The organism is Shewanella sp. UCD-FRSSP16_17 (genome assembly GCF_001675935.1).
Taxonomy (GTDB): domain Bacteria; phylum Pseudomonadota; class Gammaproteobacteria; order Enterobacterales; family Shewanellaceae; genus Shewanella; species Shewanella japonica.
In genome coordinates this window covers 430,367-450,187 of the sequence record NZ_LZFV01000024.1, presented here as the reverse complement: position 1 = coordinate 450,187, position 19,821 = coordinate 430,367, and the positions used below count along the sequence as shown (strand labels likewise).

17 protein-coding genes are annotated in these 19,821 nt (G+C 41.4%); 12 read left to right on the top strand and 5 right to left on the bottom strand.

The genetic code is table 11. The features are described 5' to 3' along the window. The first annotated feature begins 109 nt into the window (after positions 1-109). The 3 genes from A9267_RS13470 (at position 110) to A9267_RS13460 (ending at position 4,439) form a co-directional block, all read left to right on the top strand. On the top strand, positions 110-1,075 hold the full coding sequence (locus tag A9267_RS13470) for a L,D-transpeptidase family protein (RefSeq protein ID WP_055025121.1): 966 nt from the start codon (positions 110-112) through the stop codon (positions 1,073-1,075). Positions 1,076-1,284: 209 nt separating this feature from the next. Further along, positions 1,285-2,748, top strand: a complete 1,464-nt coding sequence (locus A9267_RS13465) for a M16 family metallopeptidase (protein WP_231919120.1) — start codon at positions 1,285-1,287, stop codon at positions 2,746-2,748. Beyond that, complete coding sequence (locus tag A9267_RS13460) at positions 2,748-4,439, top strand: insulinase family protein (protein WP_065109520.1); 1,692 nt, start codon at positions 2,748-2,750, stop codon at positions 4,437-4,439. Before A9267_RS13465 ends, A9267_RS13460 begins: the two co-directional genes overlap by 1 nt. 94 nt (positions 4,440-4,533) lie before the next feature. Here the strand turns inward: A9267_RS13460 and A9267_RS13455 are convergent, their stop codons facing one another. Next, positions 4,534-5,019, bottom strand: a complete 486-nt coding sequence (locus tag A9267_RS13455; RefSeq protein ID WP_082972369.1) for a GFA family protein — start codon at positions 5,017-5,019, stop codon at positions 4,534-4,536. A 137-nt stretch (positions 5,020-5,156) separates the two neighbouring features. After that, positions 5,157-6,557 carry an ammonia-forming nitrite reductase cytochrome c552 subunit gene (nrfA, locus tag A9267_RS13450; protein WP_055025119.1) on the bottom strand — a complete coding sequence of 467 codons (1,401 nt, stop codon included), beginning with the start codon at positions 6,555-6,557 and terminating at the stop codon, positions 5,157-5,159. 243 nt (positions 6,558-6,800) lie between these two features. Here nrfA and narQ point away from each other — a divergent pair, with 243 nt between their 5' ends. After that, positions 6,801-8,552, top strand: coding sequence for a nitrate/nitrite two-component system sensor histidine kinase NarQ (narQ, locus tag A9267_RS13445; RefSeq protein WP_065109519.1), 1,752 nt, complete (start codon positions 6,801-6,803; stop codon positions 8,550-8,552). Next, entirely contained in the window at positions 8,545-9,174 is a 630-nt protein-coding gene (locus A9267_RS13440; protein ID WP_055025117.1) for a response regulator, read from the top strand. Before narQ ends, A9267_RS13440 begins: the two co-directional genes overlap by 8 nt. Positions 9,175-9,271: 97 nt before the next feature. Here A9267_RS13440 and A9267_RS13435 read toward each other — a convergent pair whose 3' ends face one another. Further along, on the bottom strand, positions 9,272-9,640 hold the full coding sequence (locus tag A9267_RS13435) for a YacL family protein (protein ID WP_055025116.1): 369 nt from the start codon (positions 9,638-9,640) through the stop codon (positions 9,272-9,274). Positions 9,641-9,859: 219 nt separating this feature from the next. On the opposite strand from A9267_RS13435, the gene A9267_RS13430 reads away from it, so the two are divergent. Next, positions 9,860-10,801 (top strand): zinc transporter ZntB, encoded by a 942-nt coding sequence (locus tag A9267_RS13430; RefSeq protein WP_231919119.1) that lies wholly within the window; start codon positions 9,860-9,862, stop codon positions 10,799-10,801. Between the two features lie 79 nt (positions 10,802-10,880). On the opposite strand, the gene fkpA is transcribed toward A9267_RS13430, so the two are convergent. Continuing rightward, positions 10,881-11,639: an FKBP-type peptidyl-prolyl cis-trans isomerase gene (fkpA, locus tag A9267_RS13425; protein ID WP_055025114.1), complete on the bottom strand. Its 759-nt coding sequence runs from the start codon at positions 11,637-11,639 to the stop codon at positions 10,881-10,883. A gap of 149 nt (positions 11,640-11,788) precedes the next feature. Between fkpA and A9267_RS13420 the strand changes: the two genes are divergently transcribed. The 6 genes from A9267_RS13420 (at position 11,789) to pepN (ending at position 18,435) form a co-directional block, all read left to right on the top strand. Next, a complete protein-coding gene (locus tag A9267_RS13420) occupies positions 11,789-12,754 on the top strand; it encodes a WD40 repeat domain-containing protein (protein ID WP_065109518.1) in 966 nt (321 codons plus the stop codon). Between the two features lie 33 nt (positions 12,755-12,787). Beyond that, the gene (locus tag A9267_RS13415; protein WP_055025112.1) at positions 12,788-13,000 is read left to right on the top strand and encodes a SlyX family protein; all 213 of its coding nucleotides are present in this window, start codon (positions 12,788-12,790) and stop codon (positions 12,998-13,000) included. A 133-nt stretch (positions 13,001-13,133) separates the two neighbouring features. Continuing rightward, positions 13,134-13,715, top strand: coding sequence for a peptide deformylase (gene def / locus A9267_RS13410; RefSeq protein ID WP_065109517.1), 582 nt, complete (start codon positions 13,134-13,136; stop codon positions 13,713-13,715). Further along, positions 13,712-15,079, top strand: a complete 1,368-nt coding sequence (locus A9267_RS13405; RefSeq protein WP_055025111.1) for a COG3014 family protein — start codon at positions 13,712-13,714, stop codon at positions 15,077-15,079. Before def ends, A9267_RS13405 begins: the two co-directional genes overlap by 4 nt. Before the next feature lie 39 nt (positions 15,080-15,118). Then, positions 15,119-15,712 carry a penicillin-binding protein activator LpoB gene (gene lpoB / locus A9267_RS13400; protein WP_174567611.1) on the top strand — a complete coding sequence of 198 codons (594 nt, stop codon included), beginning with the start codon at positions 15,119-15,121 and terminating at the stop codon, positions 15,710-15,712. A gap of 86 nt (positions 15,713-15,798) precedes the next feature. Continuing rightward, positions 15,799-18,435: an aminopeptidase N gene (gene pepN / locus A9267_RS13395; RefSeq protein WP_065109516.1), complete on the top strand. Its 2,637-nt coding sequence runs from the start codon at positions 15,799-15,801 to the stop codon at positions 18,433-18,435. 143 nt (positions 18,436-18,578) lie between these two features. Here the strand turns inward: pepN and ftsZ are convergent, their stop codons facing one another. Beyond that, positions 18,579-19,772: a cell division protein FtsZ gene (gene ftsZ / locus A9267_RS13390; RefSeq protein WP_065109515.1), complete on the bottom strand. Its 1,194-nt coding sequence runs from the start codon at positions 19,770-19,772 to the stop codon at positions 18,579-18,581. Between the last annotated feature and the right edge of the window lie 49 nt (positions 19,773-19,821).

Below are 19,821 nucleotides of genomic sequence, written 5' to 3'. Positions count from 1 at the left end.
TTACCCTTTAAGGGTTAATTATTAAGTATTAGTTAATATATATTTGGTATAAAATTAATACTTAATAATAATTGACCACTGTAAACAAAATTAGGAATCCGTCGCCCATATGATTAAGTCGTTTTGCGTCAGTTTAATTGCTATATCAGCCTTATTAACGAGTCTCAATGCTGCAGCTGTTGAATACCGTCTGCCAGCTAAAGAAAGTCGATTAATTGGTGAAAACCAGTATTACGTGGTTCCAGAGGGTAAACTTACCCTAGAAGCCATTGCTGCTGAGTTTCAGTTAGGCTTGAGCAACATGATGGAAGCCAACCCTGGTGTCGACCCATATCTACCTAAGCCTGGTAGCACACTGGTTATTCCTCATCAGTTAATTTTGCCAGATGCGCCTCGTAAAGGAATTGTGATTAATAGCGCTGAAATGCGTTTATATTACTACCCTAAAGGGACCAACACTGTTGAAGTATTACCTATAGGCATAGGTCAAGTTGGACGAGATACACCAGAGAATTGGGTCACTCAAGTGTACCGCAAGCGTGCGAATCCGACATGGACTCCTACTCAAAAAACACGTGAAATATACGCAGCAAAAGGCGTTGAGTTACCCGATGTTTGGCCAGCTGGCCCTGATAACCCAATGGGGCTTTTCGCGCTCTACGTTGGTAATTTATTCGCTGTCCATGGCACTAATGCCTCGTTCGGCATTGGTCTGAGAGTCAGCCAAGGCTGTGTCAGACTTAGAGAAGATGACATCGAGCACCTGTTTAATAGCGTACCTGTAGGCACACGAGTCGAGTTTGTTAACCAACCGATTAAGGCTACTGTTGAACCTGACGGAAATCGTTATTTAGAAGTTCATCAACCACTGTCTGAAACCATTGAGCAGTTTGAGTCGAATGAGCAACTCCCTTTAACCCTAAACAAACAAATTACTGCGATTGTGGCGCATGCTGATACCGATTCATTTACGCTTAAACGCTTATTAGAGCAACGTACTGGTATTCCGACCCGCATCAATACAGCTCAGCAAGCTCATAATGAGCAACAATTGAGTCCAAAAAACTCTGATTAGACACGGTGTTTAAACAGTTAGTGTGAACAACAATAGTGATTAAGCGCTGACTAACACTAGCAAATCAGCAGTTATTTCGATTAAAGCCCAAGTGCCACTCAAGTGCGTTTGGGCTTTTTGCTATTTCCCCATCTTAATAAGTAAACTTGAGTAACAAGCGCTATAAAAGTAATCTAATCAACATCATTTACGAATATGCTGGTGACATAGTGACACAACCTGACTTCATTCCGCCTAAGCGCTCTAGTTTTAAACAATATATTGCTTATGGGATGTCTTTTATCAGTGTCGTGCTCAGCCCTCAACTGCAAGCCAACTCCCAATGTCTGCTTCAGTCGCAAATCAACCAACTACAACATATTGAAAACCAAATAGCGCTAACAGAGCTCGATAACGGATTAATATTGAGACAAGTACACAGACCCGAACAAGCCACTGTCTCCATTGCCAGTCAATTTAATGTTGGTTCTAGGAACGAACCCAGTGGACAATCAGGCTATGCACACTTATTTGAGCACCTTCTGTTTAAAGGCAGCCTTAATGCACCAGCAGATAGCTACCCAAGAACCATGAGTGCAATAGGAGCTCAGTTTAATGCCAGTACTCATTTTGATTACACCAATTACTACGCCACTATCCCAGCTCAAGCCTTGGCTTTAAGTTTATTTTTAGAGGCTGATCGCTTTATTAACCCAGTGTTATCAGCTGAAACAGTCAACAATCAACAAGGTGCTGTCTTAGAGGAAATGGCAACTAGCATTGATAATCAACCCTACATACGTCCCGCTATGGAGTTTTTATTATCGCAAGTAAAAGGCAGTCCCTATGCACATGCGATTATTGGCAGTAAACAGGACGTCACCAGTGCTACCGCCTCAGCATTACAGACATTTCATCAACGTTACTATCGCCCTGACGCAATGCAATTATCCTTAGTAGGCCATTTAGAAGAGGATAGTCTTGCCCTTGTAAAACAGCACTTTTCAGGCTGGACATCACCAAATATTCCTCATGATAGCTTCGAACAACTCAGTATTAATGCTAAAGCAATTCAAACAGAAATCGTCGATGAGCGTGGTCCATGGCCAGCAATCCTTATGGCTTGGCATACTGTTGGAAGAGAGCATGCAGATTATGAAGCTATTTCTTTACTGCAAGGATATTTATTTCAAAACCTACGCAGCGCTCTCGCTAAGCAAACATTAGCATCGCCATCTCACATGCTCAGTTATTCAATTCCATTAACAATGGAGAATCACGGCGTCACCAATTTGGTTCTCGTCCCGCGGGCAAACACCTCACTAAATGAGCTACAGAAATTAACTGATTCACTATTTACCGACATCATGACCAATGGGATAACAGAGCAACAATTATGTGAACTTAAAACCTTAGCACTATCTCAACAGTTACAGCAGTTTTCGCACTCGCAAACACTTGCTAAACACTTATCAAATACAGCCAATAGAGATAAATATGCGCCATTAACGCAGCCATGGCAGCGTATTCAAGCAGTACTTCCTGATGATATATCGCGAGTTACCCAAGCGTATTTTATTGATAAAACAGTTCGAGTGGACTTGCTACCACCTTGGTACATTCGATGGGGTAAAAGCGTACTTGAAGTATTACCCCAAGGAATGGCTGAGACGCTAGAAGGCTGGGCGCTATAATGTTGATACAAAAAAACAAACATCCCAAACTCATTATTATCAGCAGCATGATAATGTTGGCATTAATGACATTAGGTTGTCAGCACTCACCCATTCACTTTACCGAAGCGCAAGCGCCGAACATTCCGTCATTTGACGTTCCAGAAAACCACACCTCTGCTAGCAATACGTCAACCAATTTATCCCAGTTATTGGCCAATACTCAACAAGCACAATCTAAAGCTATAAAACCAGTTGCTTATCAGTTACCGCACACCATAACCTTAACAAAGCAGTTTCACGCTCATCAGTGGCTATCAAGTGCGGTTAATGACTCTGGGTTAAATCGACTATACTTAATCGGCATTTCAGCCCAGCAACCGATAACTCACCCCGATATTTTAGTTGAAGCTTTCAAGCAAAAACTTGAAGAAATGGCCAATACAACCGCCTACTCACCACAAATGGCAAGCTGCTTGAGCAGCATTAAGATAAGAGCCAGTCTTCATAGCGTAGGAATGACCATTGAATGCAGCGCAACCGATCAACAATTGCAGCAACAGCTCTGGCAGTTTTGGCAAAAAGGTGCGCTAAGCGACATCAATATTGCAACCGTCAAACGCAACTTGAAACTTAATAAACACATTGGTGCTTTTACTGGTTCTGAAATTGACACGACATTTCGCCAGCAGCTATTAGGACAACAGCACCCTTACAATCTCAATGTTCGCAATCAGTCAGCAATCAATGAGCTAGATAACACGACACTGCAAACTTTACACAACAAAATACGTCAGCAACTTCAATGGCATTTATTTATCCCCTCTCCAATAACTTCGGCTACACATGGTGTTGCTCAGAGCTCTTTGAATAGCCCATTGGATAGCCCATTGAATAGTCAATTGAATAACCTTTCGAGTAGCACTTCAACTAGCTCTGCCAACAAGCAAAACGCAACCATAACCAACTCTGATATTTTTGTGCCAACTTGGTTAGCCACAACTCAGCCTAACTTGACTAAAATACAACCAAATATCATTACCAACAGCACTGGTTCAGCAACAAAACAATCAACACAGACAATTCTTATCATTGACGCTAAAGATGCTGTTCAAACCCAAGCTCGAGTTGGCTTTGTGTTAGCAAAACCTGATCTGGTCAACACCACAAATCACCATCAAAATAGTACCGATTGCAAAACCATCGCAGCATTACTCGGTCGAAGTTACTCAGGGCGGCTATTTTATGATTTACGTGAAACACGTGGGCTCACATATGGTATTTACGGTCGGTGTGTCGATGCGCCATTAAGTCAATACCTGTATTTTTATGGCAGCACTTCACTAGAGAATTCTGGCGCATTCCTAAAAGGAATAATCGATCATACTCAGTTGTTAAAAGAACAAGCAGCTAAACAGACTGAAATTAATGCAGTGATCACTTACTTAATGGGTAAACAACAACTGGCAAGCGACCATAAATACGGCAAAGAAAGCCGTTATATTAACAACTTACTTTTAGGTAGAACAGCTAGCTTTGAGCAATTACAACATGAAACCCTTAACTCACTGACACCAAAAGCAATAACAACCATGGCTAACCATGTTTTTGAAGGTAATCCCGTTATTGTTTTGCGTGGCGATGCCGATAAAATCATCCCGGATCTAAATGAGAAGCTACCACACTGGCAAGTGATAACTATCTCTCCATAACAGTCTCACCATAACAAGCTTAGCGTTACAGCCTCTAATGAGAGACGCTGTAACCTAGCCAGCAAGCGATGCGCCGATAAGCTTTTTTGAGTAATTAACTGCGATCAAGCGGGTAGCGCTCGCAGGTATCAAGAATATTAAGCCAACTCACTTGGTTCGCTGTATGAATATGGTAATTCGGGTGAATAAGGTTTGGGTTGTCTAGCGAGCCAATGGTCAAAGTATAGTAGCCTGGGTGGCGAGTATCTCTAAAACTGATCGTACAGCCACATTGCTGACAAAAACCTCGGCGAACATGTTCAGAAGAGGCAAATTCGACGGGCTTGCCCGCAATCCACTCGACCTGCTCAACCTTAAAATCCATCCACGCTTGAAAAACAGCACCAGAAGATTTTTGACATTGACTGCAATGGCAATAATCCGCGTCAAAAGGACGATGTGTAATCTGATAGCGAATTGCACCGCATAAACATCCTCCTTGATGTATAAAATCATCAGAGCCGCGGCTCTGCTCAGATCCAGTAACATCTTGACTGCTTGGAGTTTCCTTTTCTTCAGTATTGATGTGATTATCACTCATGATACGCCCCGCTTTGTCGTCATTCCTTATGATCTATCAGATAGTAGTAACATGATAATGAATGGTTTTAAAGCCCAAAAAAAAAGCCCTCTAAGAGGGCTTTTTATCTCAACACTAATGTTAATTACATCGTGTTATTAGTAAGTTGCTTCACGCTTTTTAGCTTCAGCATCCCATTGTGGAACAAGGTCTTTTAAGAATTTTTGCTTATCAGCATTCATCTTATCCATGTCCATACCTAAGGCTTTTTGTGCTTTAGCTTTAGTCGAGATATCTGGAATAGCGATTGGCATTTTAACGCCTTTAGCTGCAAGTAATTGCGCTAACTTGATACGCGCATCAGCTGCTTTATCAACTGCGCCACCTAGAATACGTAATGCTTCAGCTGGAGCATGAGCAGCAACACCGTGAGATGCAGTTGCAAAGTCCCAACGCCATTGACTATGACGGATATCAGTTAAGATAGGTTTCATTTCCGCTTCAGTCGCACCAGCATCCCAAGCTGCACCCGCTTCGAAGTGAGCGTGTACAAGCTGAGTTTCAGCTCTTAGCTTAATTTCAGTAACACTTTTTTGATTCTCATGTGTTACTTCCATCATGAACTCTTTTGTTTTGCCTTCATGACAAGTTGCACAAGTTTCGTCGAAACGATCAAATGGGTTACCCACTTTATGGTCTGTGAACTTACCTTTACCGTTTGCTTTAGCAACACGTGGCATGTGACAGTCAGTACAACTTACGTTGTTTTTACCGTGCATACCTAACATCCAAGTTTCATAACCAGGGTGCTGTGCTTTTAACATAGGTGTTTTAGAAATTGCGTGAGTCCAATCAGCAAAGTTGATTGCGTCATAGTACACTTCCATTTCTTCAACAGTGGTACCGTTATCCCATGGGAATTTCACATAACCTTTACGGTCAGCTGTTTTCTCAAAGTAGTATTCAACGTGACACTGACCACAAACCATTGATTGCTTGTCTTTACGAGAAGCTTTATCAAATGGCTTATCAATGGCTTCTAAAGCACGGTCAACATATGGACGAGAAATACGTAATTTTGGTGAACCTTTTACGTGACAATCACTACAACCGATAGTGTTAACGATTTCAGGACCGCCTTTAGCCCATTTACCTTTGAAGTAACCGTCTTCACCTTGCTCTTCAATCATGCGAGGTACGTCAGGGCTTTTACAGCTCCAACAAGCCATAGGCATTGGGCCATCATCTGGTCCAGTCGGTGCACCAGTACGTAAAGTGTTACGCACATCAGTCACAGCATAGTGGTGACCACGTGCTTTATTGTAATCTTTAGCAAACCCGTAACCTGCCCATAACACAACTAGGTTTGGATCTTCTTCTAGCACATCAACAATTTCAGTACTTTCTGACGTTGCGTGCCAGCTTTCAAATTGCTGCTTATACTTGTCCTTGTAAACATCGTTACGAGGTTCAGTCTTATCACTAGCCATTGCACTAGTCATCATAAAACTGGTTGCCATCAATGCGCTAAGCGCAATAACTCTTCCTTTCATCTTCATCACCGTTCATCTCCGTGTTACATTTTATTTTAAATATTCACGACATCTCCATGAACAAACTTATCCATTTAAGGTTAAATTAAGAATACCCCTTTATGAGTATTGAACAATAAGCTTGCGCTAGATCAACATGTTAATATGTTGTACATCACATTTTTGATTATCTGTTAATATAAAACAGTCATCGCTAAAGTAATATTTGGCTATTATGAGCATTAAAAACAAACCAAAGTTGGATTTAAAATGACAAAACGAGGCAGCCTAACCTCCACTATTCTTAGACTAATGTTAGTCTTAATTTTCATTTCTTCCAGCTTGGCGGTGTATTCAATTATCAACCTTACTTTCAGTATTGGTGATGCCCGAGCAATCAATGCATCAGGCTCGCTCCGTATGCAAAGTTATCGGTTAAAATTATTTTTAGACAGAGATGAGAAATTACTGAATGAAAAGATAAGTTTATTCGAAGCAACACTCCACTCTGAAGCGTTAGAACGCTCATTAACTTGGTACAGTCCTGATGACTTGTCACAGCAATATTTATTGGTCATCAATAAGTGGGAACAAATGCGCTCCCACATTGAAAATAATCGACAAGATTTGTACTCAGCTTCGTTAAAAGATTTCGTTGATACAATTGATTTATTAGTGCTTGAAATGGAGCGCTTTGCAGCGCTCAAACTGCGTATTTTGGTCATAGGCCAAATCATCGGGTTATTTTTAATGTTGATTGTTGCCACCGCTGCTACCCGATACACTCGTATCAGAATGGTAGAGCCTATACTCCAATTGATGGATGTCGCCAACGCGATATCTAAGGGCAATTTCAAGGTTGATGTACCTCAGACAGAATATGTAGAGCTGCATGCACTAGGGGAAGCTTTCAAAAAAACCGCCTCTGAGCTCGATACTCTATATCAAGATCTTGAGGGGCAAGTGAATGACAAAACCATTGCGTTAACCCGTGCAAATAATGAGTTAAGTTTCTTATACGACAACCTTATTCGACTTCACGCCGACAGCTTAGATTATAAATCACTCAGTTCAGCACTCACTCATTTACAGCAGTTTGAAGATTTAGATTATGTCAGGCTGGTTATTGAACATGTTGATAACTCGGTCGATTGTATTGAAGCTGACAACGGCTGGATTGATACCAATAAGCAAGAACACACAGCTGATACAACCCAAGAAGCACAAATTAAACCGGTAAAATATAACCTACAATTAGAAGATAAAAGCCTAGGTTATATTGAGGTGATTTCGCATAAACCACTCAATAATATGCTATTTGTTAATTTTGCTATGATGCTAACCCGTTCAATTGTTATTCATAATGCGACAGAGGAAAGACAGCAGCTAGCATTAATGGAAGAACGAGCGGTAATAGCCAGAGAGCTCCATGATTCATTAGGACAACTTCTCTCCTATTTAAAAATTCAAGTCAGTTTGTTACGCAAACAAATGGACCCCAATTGTATTACTGACAAAGTTGAAACCCAGCTGATAGATATTAATGATGGAGTGAGCACCGCATACGGCCAGCTTAGAGAACTTTTATCAACCTTTAGATTAACCATCAAAGATCCTAATTTAGGCCAAGCAATTGAAGTAATGTTAAGCCAATTGCGTAAGCAGTCTGGTATTGAAATTAATCTTAACTATCAGCTCTCACCACACTTACTGGCAGCGAAACAACATATCCATGTTTTACAACTGACACGTGAAGCAACAATCAACGCAATCAAGCATGCAAAACCTTCAAAAATAGAAATTGATTGTTTTTTGGCAGATTCTGATATGATACACATCAATATCAAGGATGATGGAATTGGCGTGTCGCATCTAAAAGAACGAGATCAGCATTTTGGTATTGGGATCATGCATGAACGTGCAACTAAACTGCATGGCAGCGTCAAGTTTGATAATAATCCGAAGGGCGGCACAACAGTCTCTCTCGTATTTCCACCCCAGCAGGAGCCTCTAAATGGGTAAACCTTATTCAGTATTAGTAGTAGATGACCACCCGCTTCTTCGACGTGGTATTTGTCAGTTAATAACCTCAGACGGTGATTTTAAACTGTTTGGTGAAGCAGGAACGGGATTGGATGCGTTAACCGCCATCGGTGAAGACGAACCGGATATTATTCTGCTCGACTTAAATATGAAGGGCATGTCAGGCTTAGATACACTTAATGCAATGCGCCAAGAAGGAGTAACAGCCCGCATTGTTATTTTAACTGTATCAGATGCCAAACAAGATGTTGTTCGTCTGCTGCGAGCTGGCGCTGACGGATACTTACTCAAAGACACTGAGCCTGATTTATTACTTGAGCAACTTAAAAAAGCCATGCTAGGTCATCGTGTGATCAGCGACGAAGTTGAAGAGTATATTTACGAGCTGAAAAATGCTGACAATGATGAAACTTGGATAGCATCGCTCACACCACGTGAGCTGCAAATTCTTAAAGAGTTAGCAGAAGGCAAGAGTAATCGTGTTGTCGCAGAGGCGCTGCACATCAGTGAAGGCACAGTAAAAGTGCATGTTAAAAACTTACTCCGTAAAGCCAATGCAAAATCCCGTACAGAAATGGCAGTAAGATATTTAAACCATTAGTCTTCAAACTGACTCAAAAAAGGCGAACCCTTAGGTTCGCCTTTTTATTGAAATGTAAACATTGAATACTTTATCTGTTGCTCATGTAAGCAAACCGCTATTGCTTAATAAACGAAATCCAGCTTTTTAGCGCTGTTTCAAAATCCTCAAGCCCACAAAACGATTCTGACTCTGCATCATACATGCTCATCGCCTCTTCTAGCTCAAAGTCTTCGTCAAAATCAATCGCGTTAACAAACACTCTAACCTGCTCACTATCAATGACCATAGCTAAGTCTTCGCTTTGCATTAACCATTCATTTTTCTTACTCGCACGAATAAGCTCTATTTGAGCTAATATCGCTTCGCAACGATTAACATCAGTAGCCAATTGCTCAGCAAAAAAACGCCCTAATATGGCATGCTCCATGCTAAATTCAGCAAACACAGTGCCGTCTAAACTGTTACGGCGAAACTCGTATTCCATGATAAAACTCAACTATAAGGCTTTGTTCTATTTTAACCGAAATTCCGGAAACCTGCTTAGTTACGACATGTAAATAATGAAAATGTCCTAATTGAATAAATTCACTCTATTTCGCCTTCAATGCTAATATTATTTTCATTAAGGATTAAACCCCAAATAAATAATGCTACAACAATAGGATACAAGGATACCTATGGATACAGGCTTATATATTGCTTATTGTTAACGGGATCGAATGCGGGTAAAAGTTTATCAGCAAGTGAGCTTGAACAATGGCAACCTAATGACGGATTACTTTGGGTGCATCTTCGTTATAGCCATCCTGACGCTCAACAATGGATCATTAACGCCCAGTTGCCTCAAACCGAAACTGACACATTATTAGCAGAGCACACTCGCCCTCGTACATTGAGCTCTCCTGATGGTATTTTAATGGCACTGCGCGGCATAAACCTTAATCCTAATTCAGCGCCTGAAGATATGGTATCGATGCGAATCTATGCCCAGCAACATCGTATTATCTCCACCTGTGAGCGCCAACTGCAATCGGTTAAAGATATTGCCGAGCAGATCATTAACCACCCTAATAGTATTAACTCGAGTGCTAACTTTTTAGTGTCTTTGTGCGAACGATTAACCGAAAGAAAAATGGAGTTAATCCATAACCTTGAAGATGAACTCGACACCTTAGACGATCAAATCACCTTACCTAGCGCGGCAACGCTGCGAGTGGATATTGCTGAATTAAGAAAACAAACAGTGACCCTAAGGCGTTACTTCTCACCTCAAAGAGACGCATTATCTCGACTGCTCAATGATAGTCATTTCCTGTTTGATAATGAGCACAAATTACGCATACGTGAGATAAATGAAACCTTAATCAGAGTCATTGAAGATCTTGATGCTGTGCGTGATAGAGCAAGCGTAACTCAAGAGCAATTACAATCTCAGCAGTCAGAGCAGCTTAATAAACGGTTATATTTTCTTTCGTTAATCTCTGCGGTGTTTCTACCATTAGGTTTTTTAACTGGGTTACTAGGGGTCAATATTGGTGGTATTCCAGGCACTGACATCCCTTGGGCTTTTTCGGCATTTTGTGCGGGATTAATTGTTCTTATTGCGCTGCAAATGTGGCTTTTTTATCGCCTCAAGTGGCTATAAAGCCAATGTAGATAAATGTTCAGCCAGTATTTAGGCATAAAAAAAGGACGCGCTCAGCGTCCTTTTCTTTTTATCACAATTACTGAGCAGCTGGCGCTTCTTCAGTTTGTGCTTTCTCGATTGAAAGTAACTCAACTTCAAATACTAAAGTTGAATTAGCTGGAATAGTACCAGTATCACGTTCGCCGTAAGCAAGTTCTGATGGGATAACGAACTTGTACTTAGCGCCAACAGGCATTAACTGAACACCTTCAGTCCAACCAGGAATAACACGGTTTAATGGGAATTTAGCTGGTTCGCCACGGCTGTATGAGCTATCGAACTCAGTACCATCAATTAACGTACCTTTGTAATGTACTTCAACCGTATCTTCAGCAACTGGCGTTTCGCCTTCACCCGCTTCTAATACTTCGTATTGTAAACCAGATTCAGTTGTAACAACGCCTTCTTTCGCCTTGTTAGTTTCTAGGAACTTTTTACCTTCCTCAACTGCTTTGCTCGCCATTAACTCAGCTTGCTCTGTACGTTTTTCACTTAGCTTAGCATCAAGTCCTTGAAGTACTGTTTGCATTTCTTCTTCAGTTAACTCAAGCGTATCAGCTAGTCCATCACTGAAACCTTGAATAACAAGAGCACGATCAACAGCAAAACCTAGTTCTTCTTGTTCAGTAATATGACCTGCCATGTAACGACCAATTGAGCCACCAACACTGTAAGCTTCTTTTTGTGCATCAGTTGTTAATTCAACTTTCTTGGCAACAACTTCTTGTTCTTGGTTACATGCAGTAAGACCAACAACAGCCAATGCAACTAACGATAATTTGTAAATAGATTTCATTAAAGCTTCCTCAGCGTCCTTTAGCGGTTACAATAACCGGTAGGTAAAAATTTTGTATATATTTGGCCACTTTATACTAAATAAAGTGTTTTTAGCAATGGCCTGAATGATAACGCAGCCATTAAGACAACTTTTATAGGAGCAAGTTCATGTTTCGACTAATTATGCTGATTTTATGCATTTGCTCACTGACAGCCTGCCAGCCCAAGGCTGATAACGTCTTTAGTATTACGACTGACTCGAGTTATAGTGCGAGCTTGTCTCAAGATGCGCAGCTTGCCCTCGTCAGTACTTCAAGTAATGGGGTTCAATTATGGGATCTCAAGGAAGAAAGCTTAAAATATCGCTGGCAACACAGTAACAAGGCCGATAATACTATCAATAATGTGTTTGATACTGCATTTTCAGCCAATGCTCACTATGCAGCAACACTCACAACCGATTCATTAGCCATTTGGAATGTCGAAACAGGTCAATCTATCGGTTGGTGGTCACTGCCAGCATCGGCACAGTCAGTTGCGATTGCCAACAACGCCCAAACGTTAGTGGGATTAATTGATGGTTCTGTCATGTCACTAGCACCTGAGCAAAGTCTCATTAAGTTTTTAGGCCATAATGAGCGCGTCTCGAGTGTCTCTATTTCGGCAGATGGCCAACGTGCATTAACAGGCTCTAATGACGGACAAGTCATTTTATGGCAAGCCACTACAGGGCAACCGATTCACCAATGGCAGTTCAGCTCTCGTATCGGCAAAGTGCAATTAAATCAAAGTGGCTCACTCAGTTTCGCGAGTGATATTACCGGAAATGGAAATATCTATAACAACAGCGATGGCAAAGAAGTCACTTCATTAGCCATTAACCGCCGTCAAATGACCTTCAGCAGTGCTAGATTTATTCATCAGGATAAAATACTCGTCACAGGGTCACCCTCAAAAGAAATTATCCTTTGGCAAGTGCAATCGGGTAAAAAACTGGCCAATAGACAAATTCAGTTAACTAAAAACAGTCAAAATAGAGGCGCCGTTGTATACTCTATTGCAAGTGATGCTCAGCAAAATTTAGTCAGTATCAGTAATCAAGGTTTAGTTGAGTCATGGGGACCTCTACCTTAAAGCAATTCATCCCCATCAATGTGAGAGAAAAACATGCAAGATATGCAACAAAAAATTGATGATTTAGAAATGAAAATCGCTTTTCAAGATTCAACAATCGAAGAGCTAAACCAAGAAGTCATTAAATTAAATGATTTAGTTGCGTTCCAACAACATCAAATGTCATTAATCGTCAATAAACTGCAAGCGATGGAGCCAAGCAATATGGCAACCCAAGCAGAAGAAACACCACCGCCACACTATTAATGTGTCATTGCATTTTATTTGTTACATTGATTACTCATGAAATCAAAAACTAAGGTGTCCTAAGCAAAACGCGAAGTAAGCTTGTGCTACACCTAACTTATACAAGATTAACTGCAAACATTTAAGGAACGTTATGCCTGCAAGTGACATCATGACAATAGCCCAAACTGGCGAAACAATTTTAACCCGCCAAACACAAGCTGTGGTGACATTTGATCAAGCTTTGGTTCAGCTTGCTAACAGTATGATAGCAACAATGAATGCGGCTCATGGAGTGGGGATTGCAGCCCCACAAGTTTTCAGTAATTTAGCTATCTTTATCATGCATTCTAAACCTAACTCTCGTTATCCTGGCGCGCCACTCACCCAAGCGACTGTGGTGATTAACCCGCAAATTATTGCGGTGTCTGAAGAAATGGAAACAGAGAATGAAGGCTGTTTATCTATAGCGGGTCAACGTCTTGAAGTAACACGTCATAAAAGCATCACTGTTCGTTATCAGTCACTTCAAGGCGATAGTATCGAGCAGCAATTGGACGGTTTTATCGCACGAATTTTTCAACATGAGTTTGACCATTTGCAAGGTATCACCTTGCTTGAACGGGTCAAGATGCCAGAACTGCAATATGTCATTCAAGCTGACTTTCCGATACCCAACCAGTCATACAATAACTTACATTCTCCATCACTCGACGGGCAAGGTGTGAGCCAATGAATAAATTGCTCAGTATTGCTTTAATCTGTTTCAGCTTAACTGGCTGCGCATATAATAGCGTTTTAATTAATTATCCATCTCAAATTGCGCCGATAAAACAAAACCTAGCCAGTCCCTCACCTGCAGCCAAACTGCCTGAGTTAGCAGCACAAATCGACAGTAATGATGGCTTGTTGTATGCACAAGAAGCGGGGAGAGTCGCTCAAGTATCTGGTAACTTTGAAGCCAGTAAAACCTACTATGAACAAGCGATTAGCGCTTATAAAGCCTTTGATGACAGAGCCACAATTAGTGCCTCTGATCTGACTGCTACCGCCAGTAGTTTAGTATTAAACGATAATGCCATCCCTTATCGTGGACCGGGTTATGAGCGCATTATGGTGCATCAATATCAAGCCTTTAATTATCTCTTTTCTGGCGATGCACAGGGTGCATTAGTCGAAGTTCGCCGCAGTAACCAGCTGCAAAGCAGTGAACAAGCACGCTACCAAAAGTCTCAAAAGTCAGTTAGAGCAATGGCTAACGGTACGATTGATAGCGAAATTAACAAACTAGACCAAGCGACAGGTACTGTCACTAGCTCGTTTTTGAATGCTTACAGTTATTACACCACTGGCTTGTTGCATGAGTTATTAGGTGAGCCTAATGATGCGTACATTGACTACCGAAAAGCCGCTCAAATCACTCCCAATAATAAGTACTTGCAACAAGACCTAGTTCGACTCGCCAAGCAACTTTCCATGCCGCAATATGATGAATTTAAACGTCGTTGGGGTGATGCTATTTTACCTAAAAAAGGTCAAGGCCAAGTAGTTATGGTGGTTGAAAAAGGCTTTGTACCAGAAAAACAAAGCCTAACGGTCCCCTTCACTATTGATGGCAACTGGCAAACCGTGTCACTTGCAACTTACCAGCCCCATAGGCAACAAATTGCACCATCCACAATCCAAGGGCTCGGAACCGTATTAAAAGCGGAACCTATTGCCAATATCGATGCCTTAGCAATTAATGCATTAAAAGAAGATTTACCTGCAGCCTTGGTGCGTCAAGCTGCGCGGGTCTATACTAAGTCTGAAATGACTCGAAGCGTCGAAAGTGGCAGTAAACGCCGTAATAACGAAGCAGATGCGGCGGCAATATTAATGCAAATTTTTAACGTTGTGACAGAGCAAGCTGACAGACGAAGTTGGTTAACCTTGCCTCGACAAGCACAAATTGCCCGCCAGTACATAGAGCCAGGCGAGTATCAAATCCGTTTAGGCAACAGTCCTGCGGCTAAAATTGATGTAAAACCAAACCGTGCAACATTAATTTGGGTGATAGAGACTGGAAATCAAACCCGTTTTTATTCAATAATTATCTAACTCGACTATTTATAAGTCATATTCAATATGGAACTTACTATGAAACATTTTAAACTGATTTTTGTTTTAGCCGCTGCAATCGGGCTATCAGCTTGTCAATCTAAGGTTGAGTATGGCGACGCAACTGAAGTAGAAACCGTCAATGAAAACTTTGGCTCAACGGATTTGCAAGCTATTGCTGCTAAAATGGTTGATAGCATGTTGACCTTCCCACCTGTGATTGTAATGACTCAAAACGATCGCCCAATTATCTTCGTCGACAAAATTAAAAATAAAACCTCAGAGCATATTGATACAGAATCTGTTACTGACACTATCAGCAACAAGTTACTTCGCTCAGGCAAGTTCCGCTTTATCGATATGACAAAAGTGGATGCGGTGCGTAAGCAGCTAGATTACCAAAACAATGCAGGAATGGTTGACCCATCAACAGCAATTAAATTTGGTCGCCAAGTTGGTGCGCAATACATGCTTTACGGCAACTTATCTAGCATCGTAAAACAAGATGGCAGCACAAAAGATGTTTACTACAAAATGACTATGCGCCTAATGGATCTAGAAACAGGTCTAATCGAGTGGTCTGATGAAAAAGAAATTCGTAAAGTAAAATCTAAGTCTTTCTTAGGTCTATAAACCTCTGATACCATAAAATTTAGCCGACCTTGAGTCGGCTTTTTTATAACCGTGAATATAACAATAATAAATTTAGGGAAGAAAAAGTGAAATTGTTTAAGTCGTCAATCGTCGCGCTAACTTGTGCCGGCCTGTTTGCTTGCTCAAGTACATCCAATATCGGTCTTACTGAGCGAGATGGCAGTGCTAATATTAGTCAGCAACAAGCGATGGCTCGCTCAACTATCATTTCTGAAGTCAACTACCAACTGCAATTTACATTAACTGGTGACACTCATTTTAATGCAAATACAACAGTAGACTTTATCCTCAGCAATAATAAAGAGCCGCTTACACTGGACTTAAACAAAGCCAACATCAGTAAATTTGTGGTGAATGGCAAAGCAATCTACCCCAACTACAATGATGCTTACCTCACCATTAACCCTCAGCTATTAAGTACGGGGCGCAATACCATTGAAGTGGAATATAGCCGTGAACACAGCACCAACGGTGAAGGCTTACACCGTTTTGTTGACCCTGTAGATAACAAAGTTTATCTCTATTCACACTTTGAACCAGCAGCAGCTCAACAAATGTTTGCCGTATTTGACCAACCAGACTTAAAAGCCACCTATAAGATTAGCGTCACAGCGCCTAAAGATTGGCATGTCATTAGTACCATGCGTGAAACACAAATCGACGAACAAGCAAATAGCAATGTTTGGACTTTCCCAGTTACCCCTAAATTAAGCCCATATAACTTTTCTATGCATGCAGGGCCTTACCATGTTTGGGAAGATAATAGTGGCAAATACCCGATGCGATTATTTGCTAGGCAGTCTGTCGCCGAGCAAGTCACCGCGAAGGACTGGTTTACCTACACTAAGCAAGGCCTAACCTTTTTTGATGACTACTTTGGCATCGAATACCCTTTCAAAAAATATGACCAATTATTAGTGCCAGACTTTTTATATGGTGCAATGGAGAATGCAGCAGCAGTCACCTTTGCAGAAAACCGATTCATGTATAAAGACACGATGACCGCAGCGCAAAAGCAGCGACTTGCTGGAGTTATTATGCATGAAATGGCTCACCAATGGTTTGGTGATTTAGTCACGATGAAATGGTGGAATGGCTTATGGTTAAATGAAAGCTTTGCATCATTTATGGGTACCTTAGCAACCAGTGAAGCCACTGAGTTTACCCATGCATGGCGTACATTTTACGCCCATGGAAAACAAAGCGCTTATCGTCAAGATAGCTTAGTGACGACTCACCCAATAGAAGTCCCAGTCCCCACCAGCATGAATGCATTTGATAATATTGATGCAATTACCTATTACAAAGGGGCGTCAACACTAAAGCAATTACGTCACTTACTGGGTGAGGACACTTTTCAGCAAGGGGTTCAGCAGTACCTAGAAAAATACAGTTACCAAAATGCTGAGCTCGATGACTTTATTGGCAGCTTGGCACAAGCCAGTAACCGAGATTTATCTCAATGGACTCAAGCGTGGCTATATCAAGCTGGTGTTAACACACTTGAAGCTGATTTTCGTTGTGAAAATGGCCGCATAAGCCAATTCAATTTACTGCAAACCGCGCCAAGCAACGAGCTACCAACTTTACGAGAGCAACGAGTTCAAGTCGCCCTATTTAATGTTAGTCGTTATTCTGTCCACTCAGGTCCTAAAGTTGCCGTGACTTATAAAGGAGAGAAAACCGCAGTGCCAGAGCTTATTGGTAAGCACTGTCCTAATTTGGTTTACCCCAATTTTGATGATTGGGGCTACGTTAAGGTGACTCTCGATGAGCAGTCATTTCAAACCGCTAAAGAGCAGCTAAGTAAAGTCAACGATCCGCTGCTTAGGTCAATGTTATGGCAGAGCATGTGGGATAGTGTTGCTGATGGAAAAGCGTCTTTAAAACAATTTATCAATGTTGCACTGGTTAATGCCCCTAAGGAGCAGGATTACACTATTTTAGGGCAAGTTATCGGCAACTTGAAACAAGCACAACGATACCTGAACAGCATGGCGCCGAATCATCAAGCCTATGCACAAAAAGTTAACCGCGCGCTGAGCCAAATGAGCTTACGTATGGCTATGCAGCATCATGATAACCCTGACTTCCAACGTCGCTGGTTTGATAGTTATATCGCCATGGCGAACAGTCGTGATGCATTAGATCATTTAGCCGATCTTCTTAGCGGCCATAGTGCGATTAGAGGCTTGAATATTAACCAAGATCTACGCTGGAAAATCATTATCCAACTTAACCGTTATGATTACCCAAATAGTGCCAAACTACTTGCAAGAGAGAAGCAAGCAGACAGTTCTGATAGCGGCCAAAAATCTGCAATAGCGGCAGAAGTCAGTCGGCCACAAGCGCAAATAAAGCGCCAATGGCTGCACAATATTGAACACGATACAGACATGCCTTTCTCTAAGTTACGAGTGGCGATGAATTATTTATACCCAAGTGAACAAAAGCTACTCAGTGCAGCAACGGCAGAAGAGCGCTTAGCCAATATTGCAGAAACAGATAAAAAGGGCCCAGTATTTATGCGGGCTTACAATCGTGCGTTAATCCCAACAGCTTGCAACAATGCCAATATTGCAGCCATCAACCGAGTATTAGATACCGAAACGGGCTTATCTCAAATGACGCGTCGCGCACTACTTGAGGCACGCCAAAAAGAACAAGGCTGCGTGAAAATCAGTGAAATGCTGAATCAATAAGTTATTATTTAAATCGCTAACATATCAAATGCCGTTTCTTCATAGAAACGGCATTGCTTTATTAAGGCGATGCATTCTTGTAATCTATGGCAATAAACCATTAAAACCATTGTCTTGTCATTTATTACTGACTCAAAAAATAGCTAAGCTGCACCATCATTAAGGCATCGCTTAAAAACCCTGTTTGGGTAGCGACGGGTTATCGTCGGGGTATCAAACTCAGAAGATGAATATGATGTCGTTTGAGGATTTTGTGATTTTTCGGCTAAAAAATCATGTAGGTTCAATAATTCTGATTGGCCGAACCTCTCATCAGTATTACTTGCTACTGTATCTCCTATTCCACTTGCCGCTTCCTTTTCCTCTTTATTTGCCTCTTTGTCTCCAATACCTGTTGCAATCACCATTAACTCAAGCTCAGATTCAAGTTCAGGGACAATAGTCAGCCCAATAATGACCACCGCTTTATCAGCTAACGCTTGTTGTAATATTTCACCTATTTTATGGTACTGACTAAGCTCGATTTGCTCTGTCGCCATGACACTGACAATGGCACCTTTTGCAGAAGTTAAATCAATATCTTCCAATAATGGATTTTTCAGCGACTTATTGATGGTGTGCTGTAACTCTTCATCAGCAGCTTGCCTTGCCACCCCCATCGCCGCGCGGCCTCGATGGCTAACCACGGTAATAAAATCATTTAAATCGATATTAATCAGTCCAGACTGACTAATAATGGTCGTTAATCCCGCTAAAACATCCTGCAAAATTCGATTACTTTCAAAAAAAGCATTCACTAAAGTAATCTTTTTATCCAAGGTTTTAGCAAGCTTATCATTAGGCAACACAATCACTGCCGATGCGTGCTGCATCAAATTATCTATGCCTTCTTTTGCCAGTTGGTTTCGTTGCAGTCCCTCAAAGCTAAATGGCGTGGTAACCACAGCAACCAAAGGCTTATTTAATTCTGCTGCTAAGGAGGCAATAAAAGGAACCGCACCCGTTCCTGTTCCGCCTCCCATACCACCGGTGATGAAAATGACATCAGCTTGTTGGATATGCTCTCTTAATTGTTCTTCAGACTCTTGCGCCGCTGCATATCCCTTTTTAGGATCGGCGCCGGCACCCAAACCTTTTGTCACTTCGGTGCCGATTTGTAGGCGTGAGCTGCACGCTGATACGGCCAGTGATTGCGCATCGGTATTCACAGCAATCAGCACGACATTGTCACTTAATGAAGACTGGCTTAATTGATTAATGGTATTGCATCCACAACCTCCAACGCCAAAAACGGCAATACAAGGGGCTTGGGGATGTTTAGGCTTAATATCTAACATAAGTCACTCTCCTTACTATGTTATCAATAGCCTAACCTCAAGGTGCGAC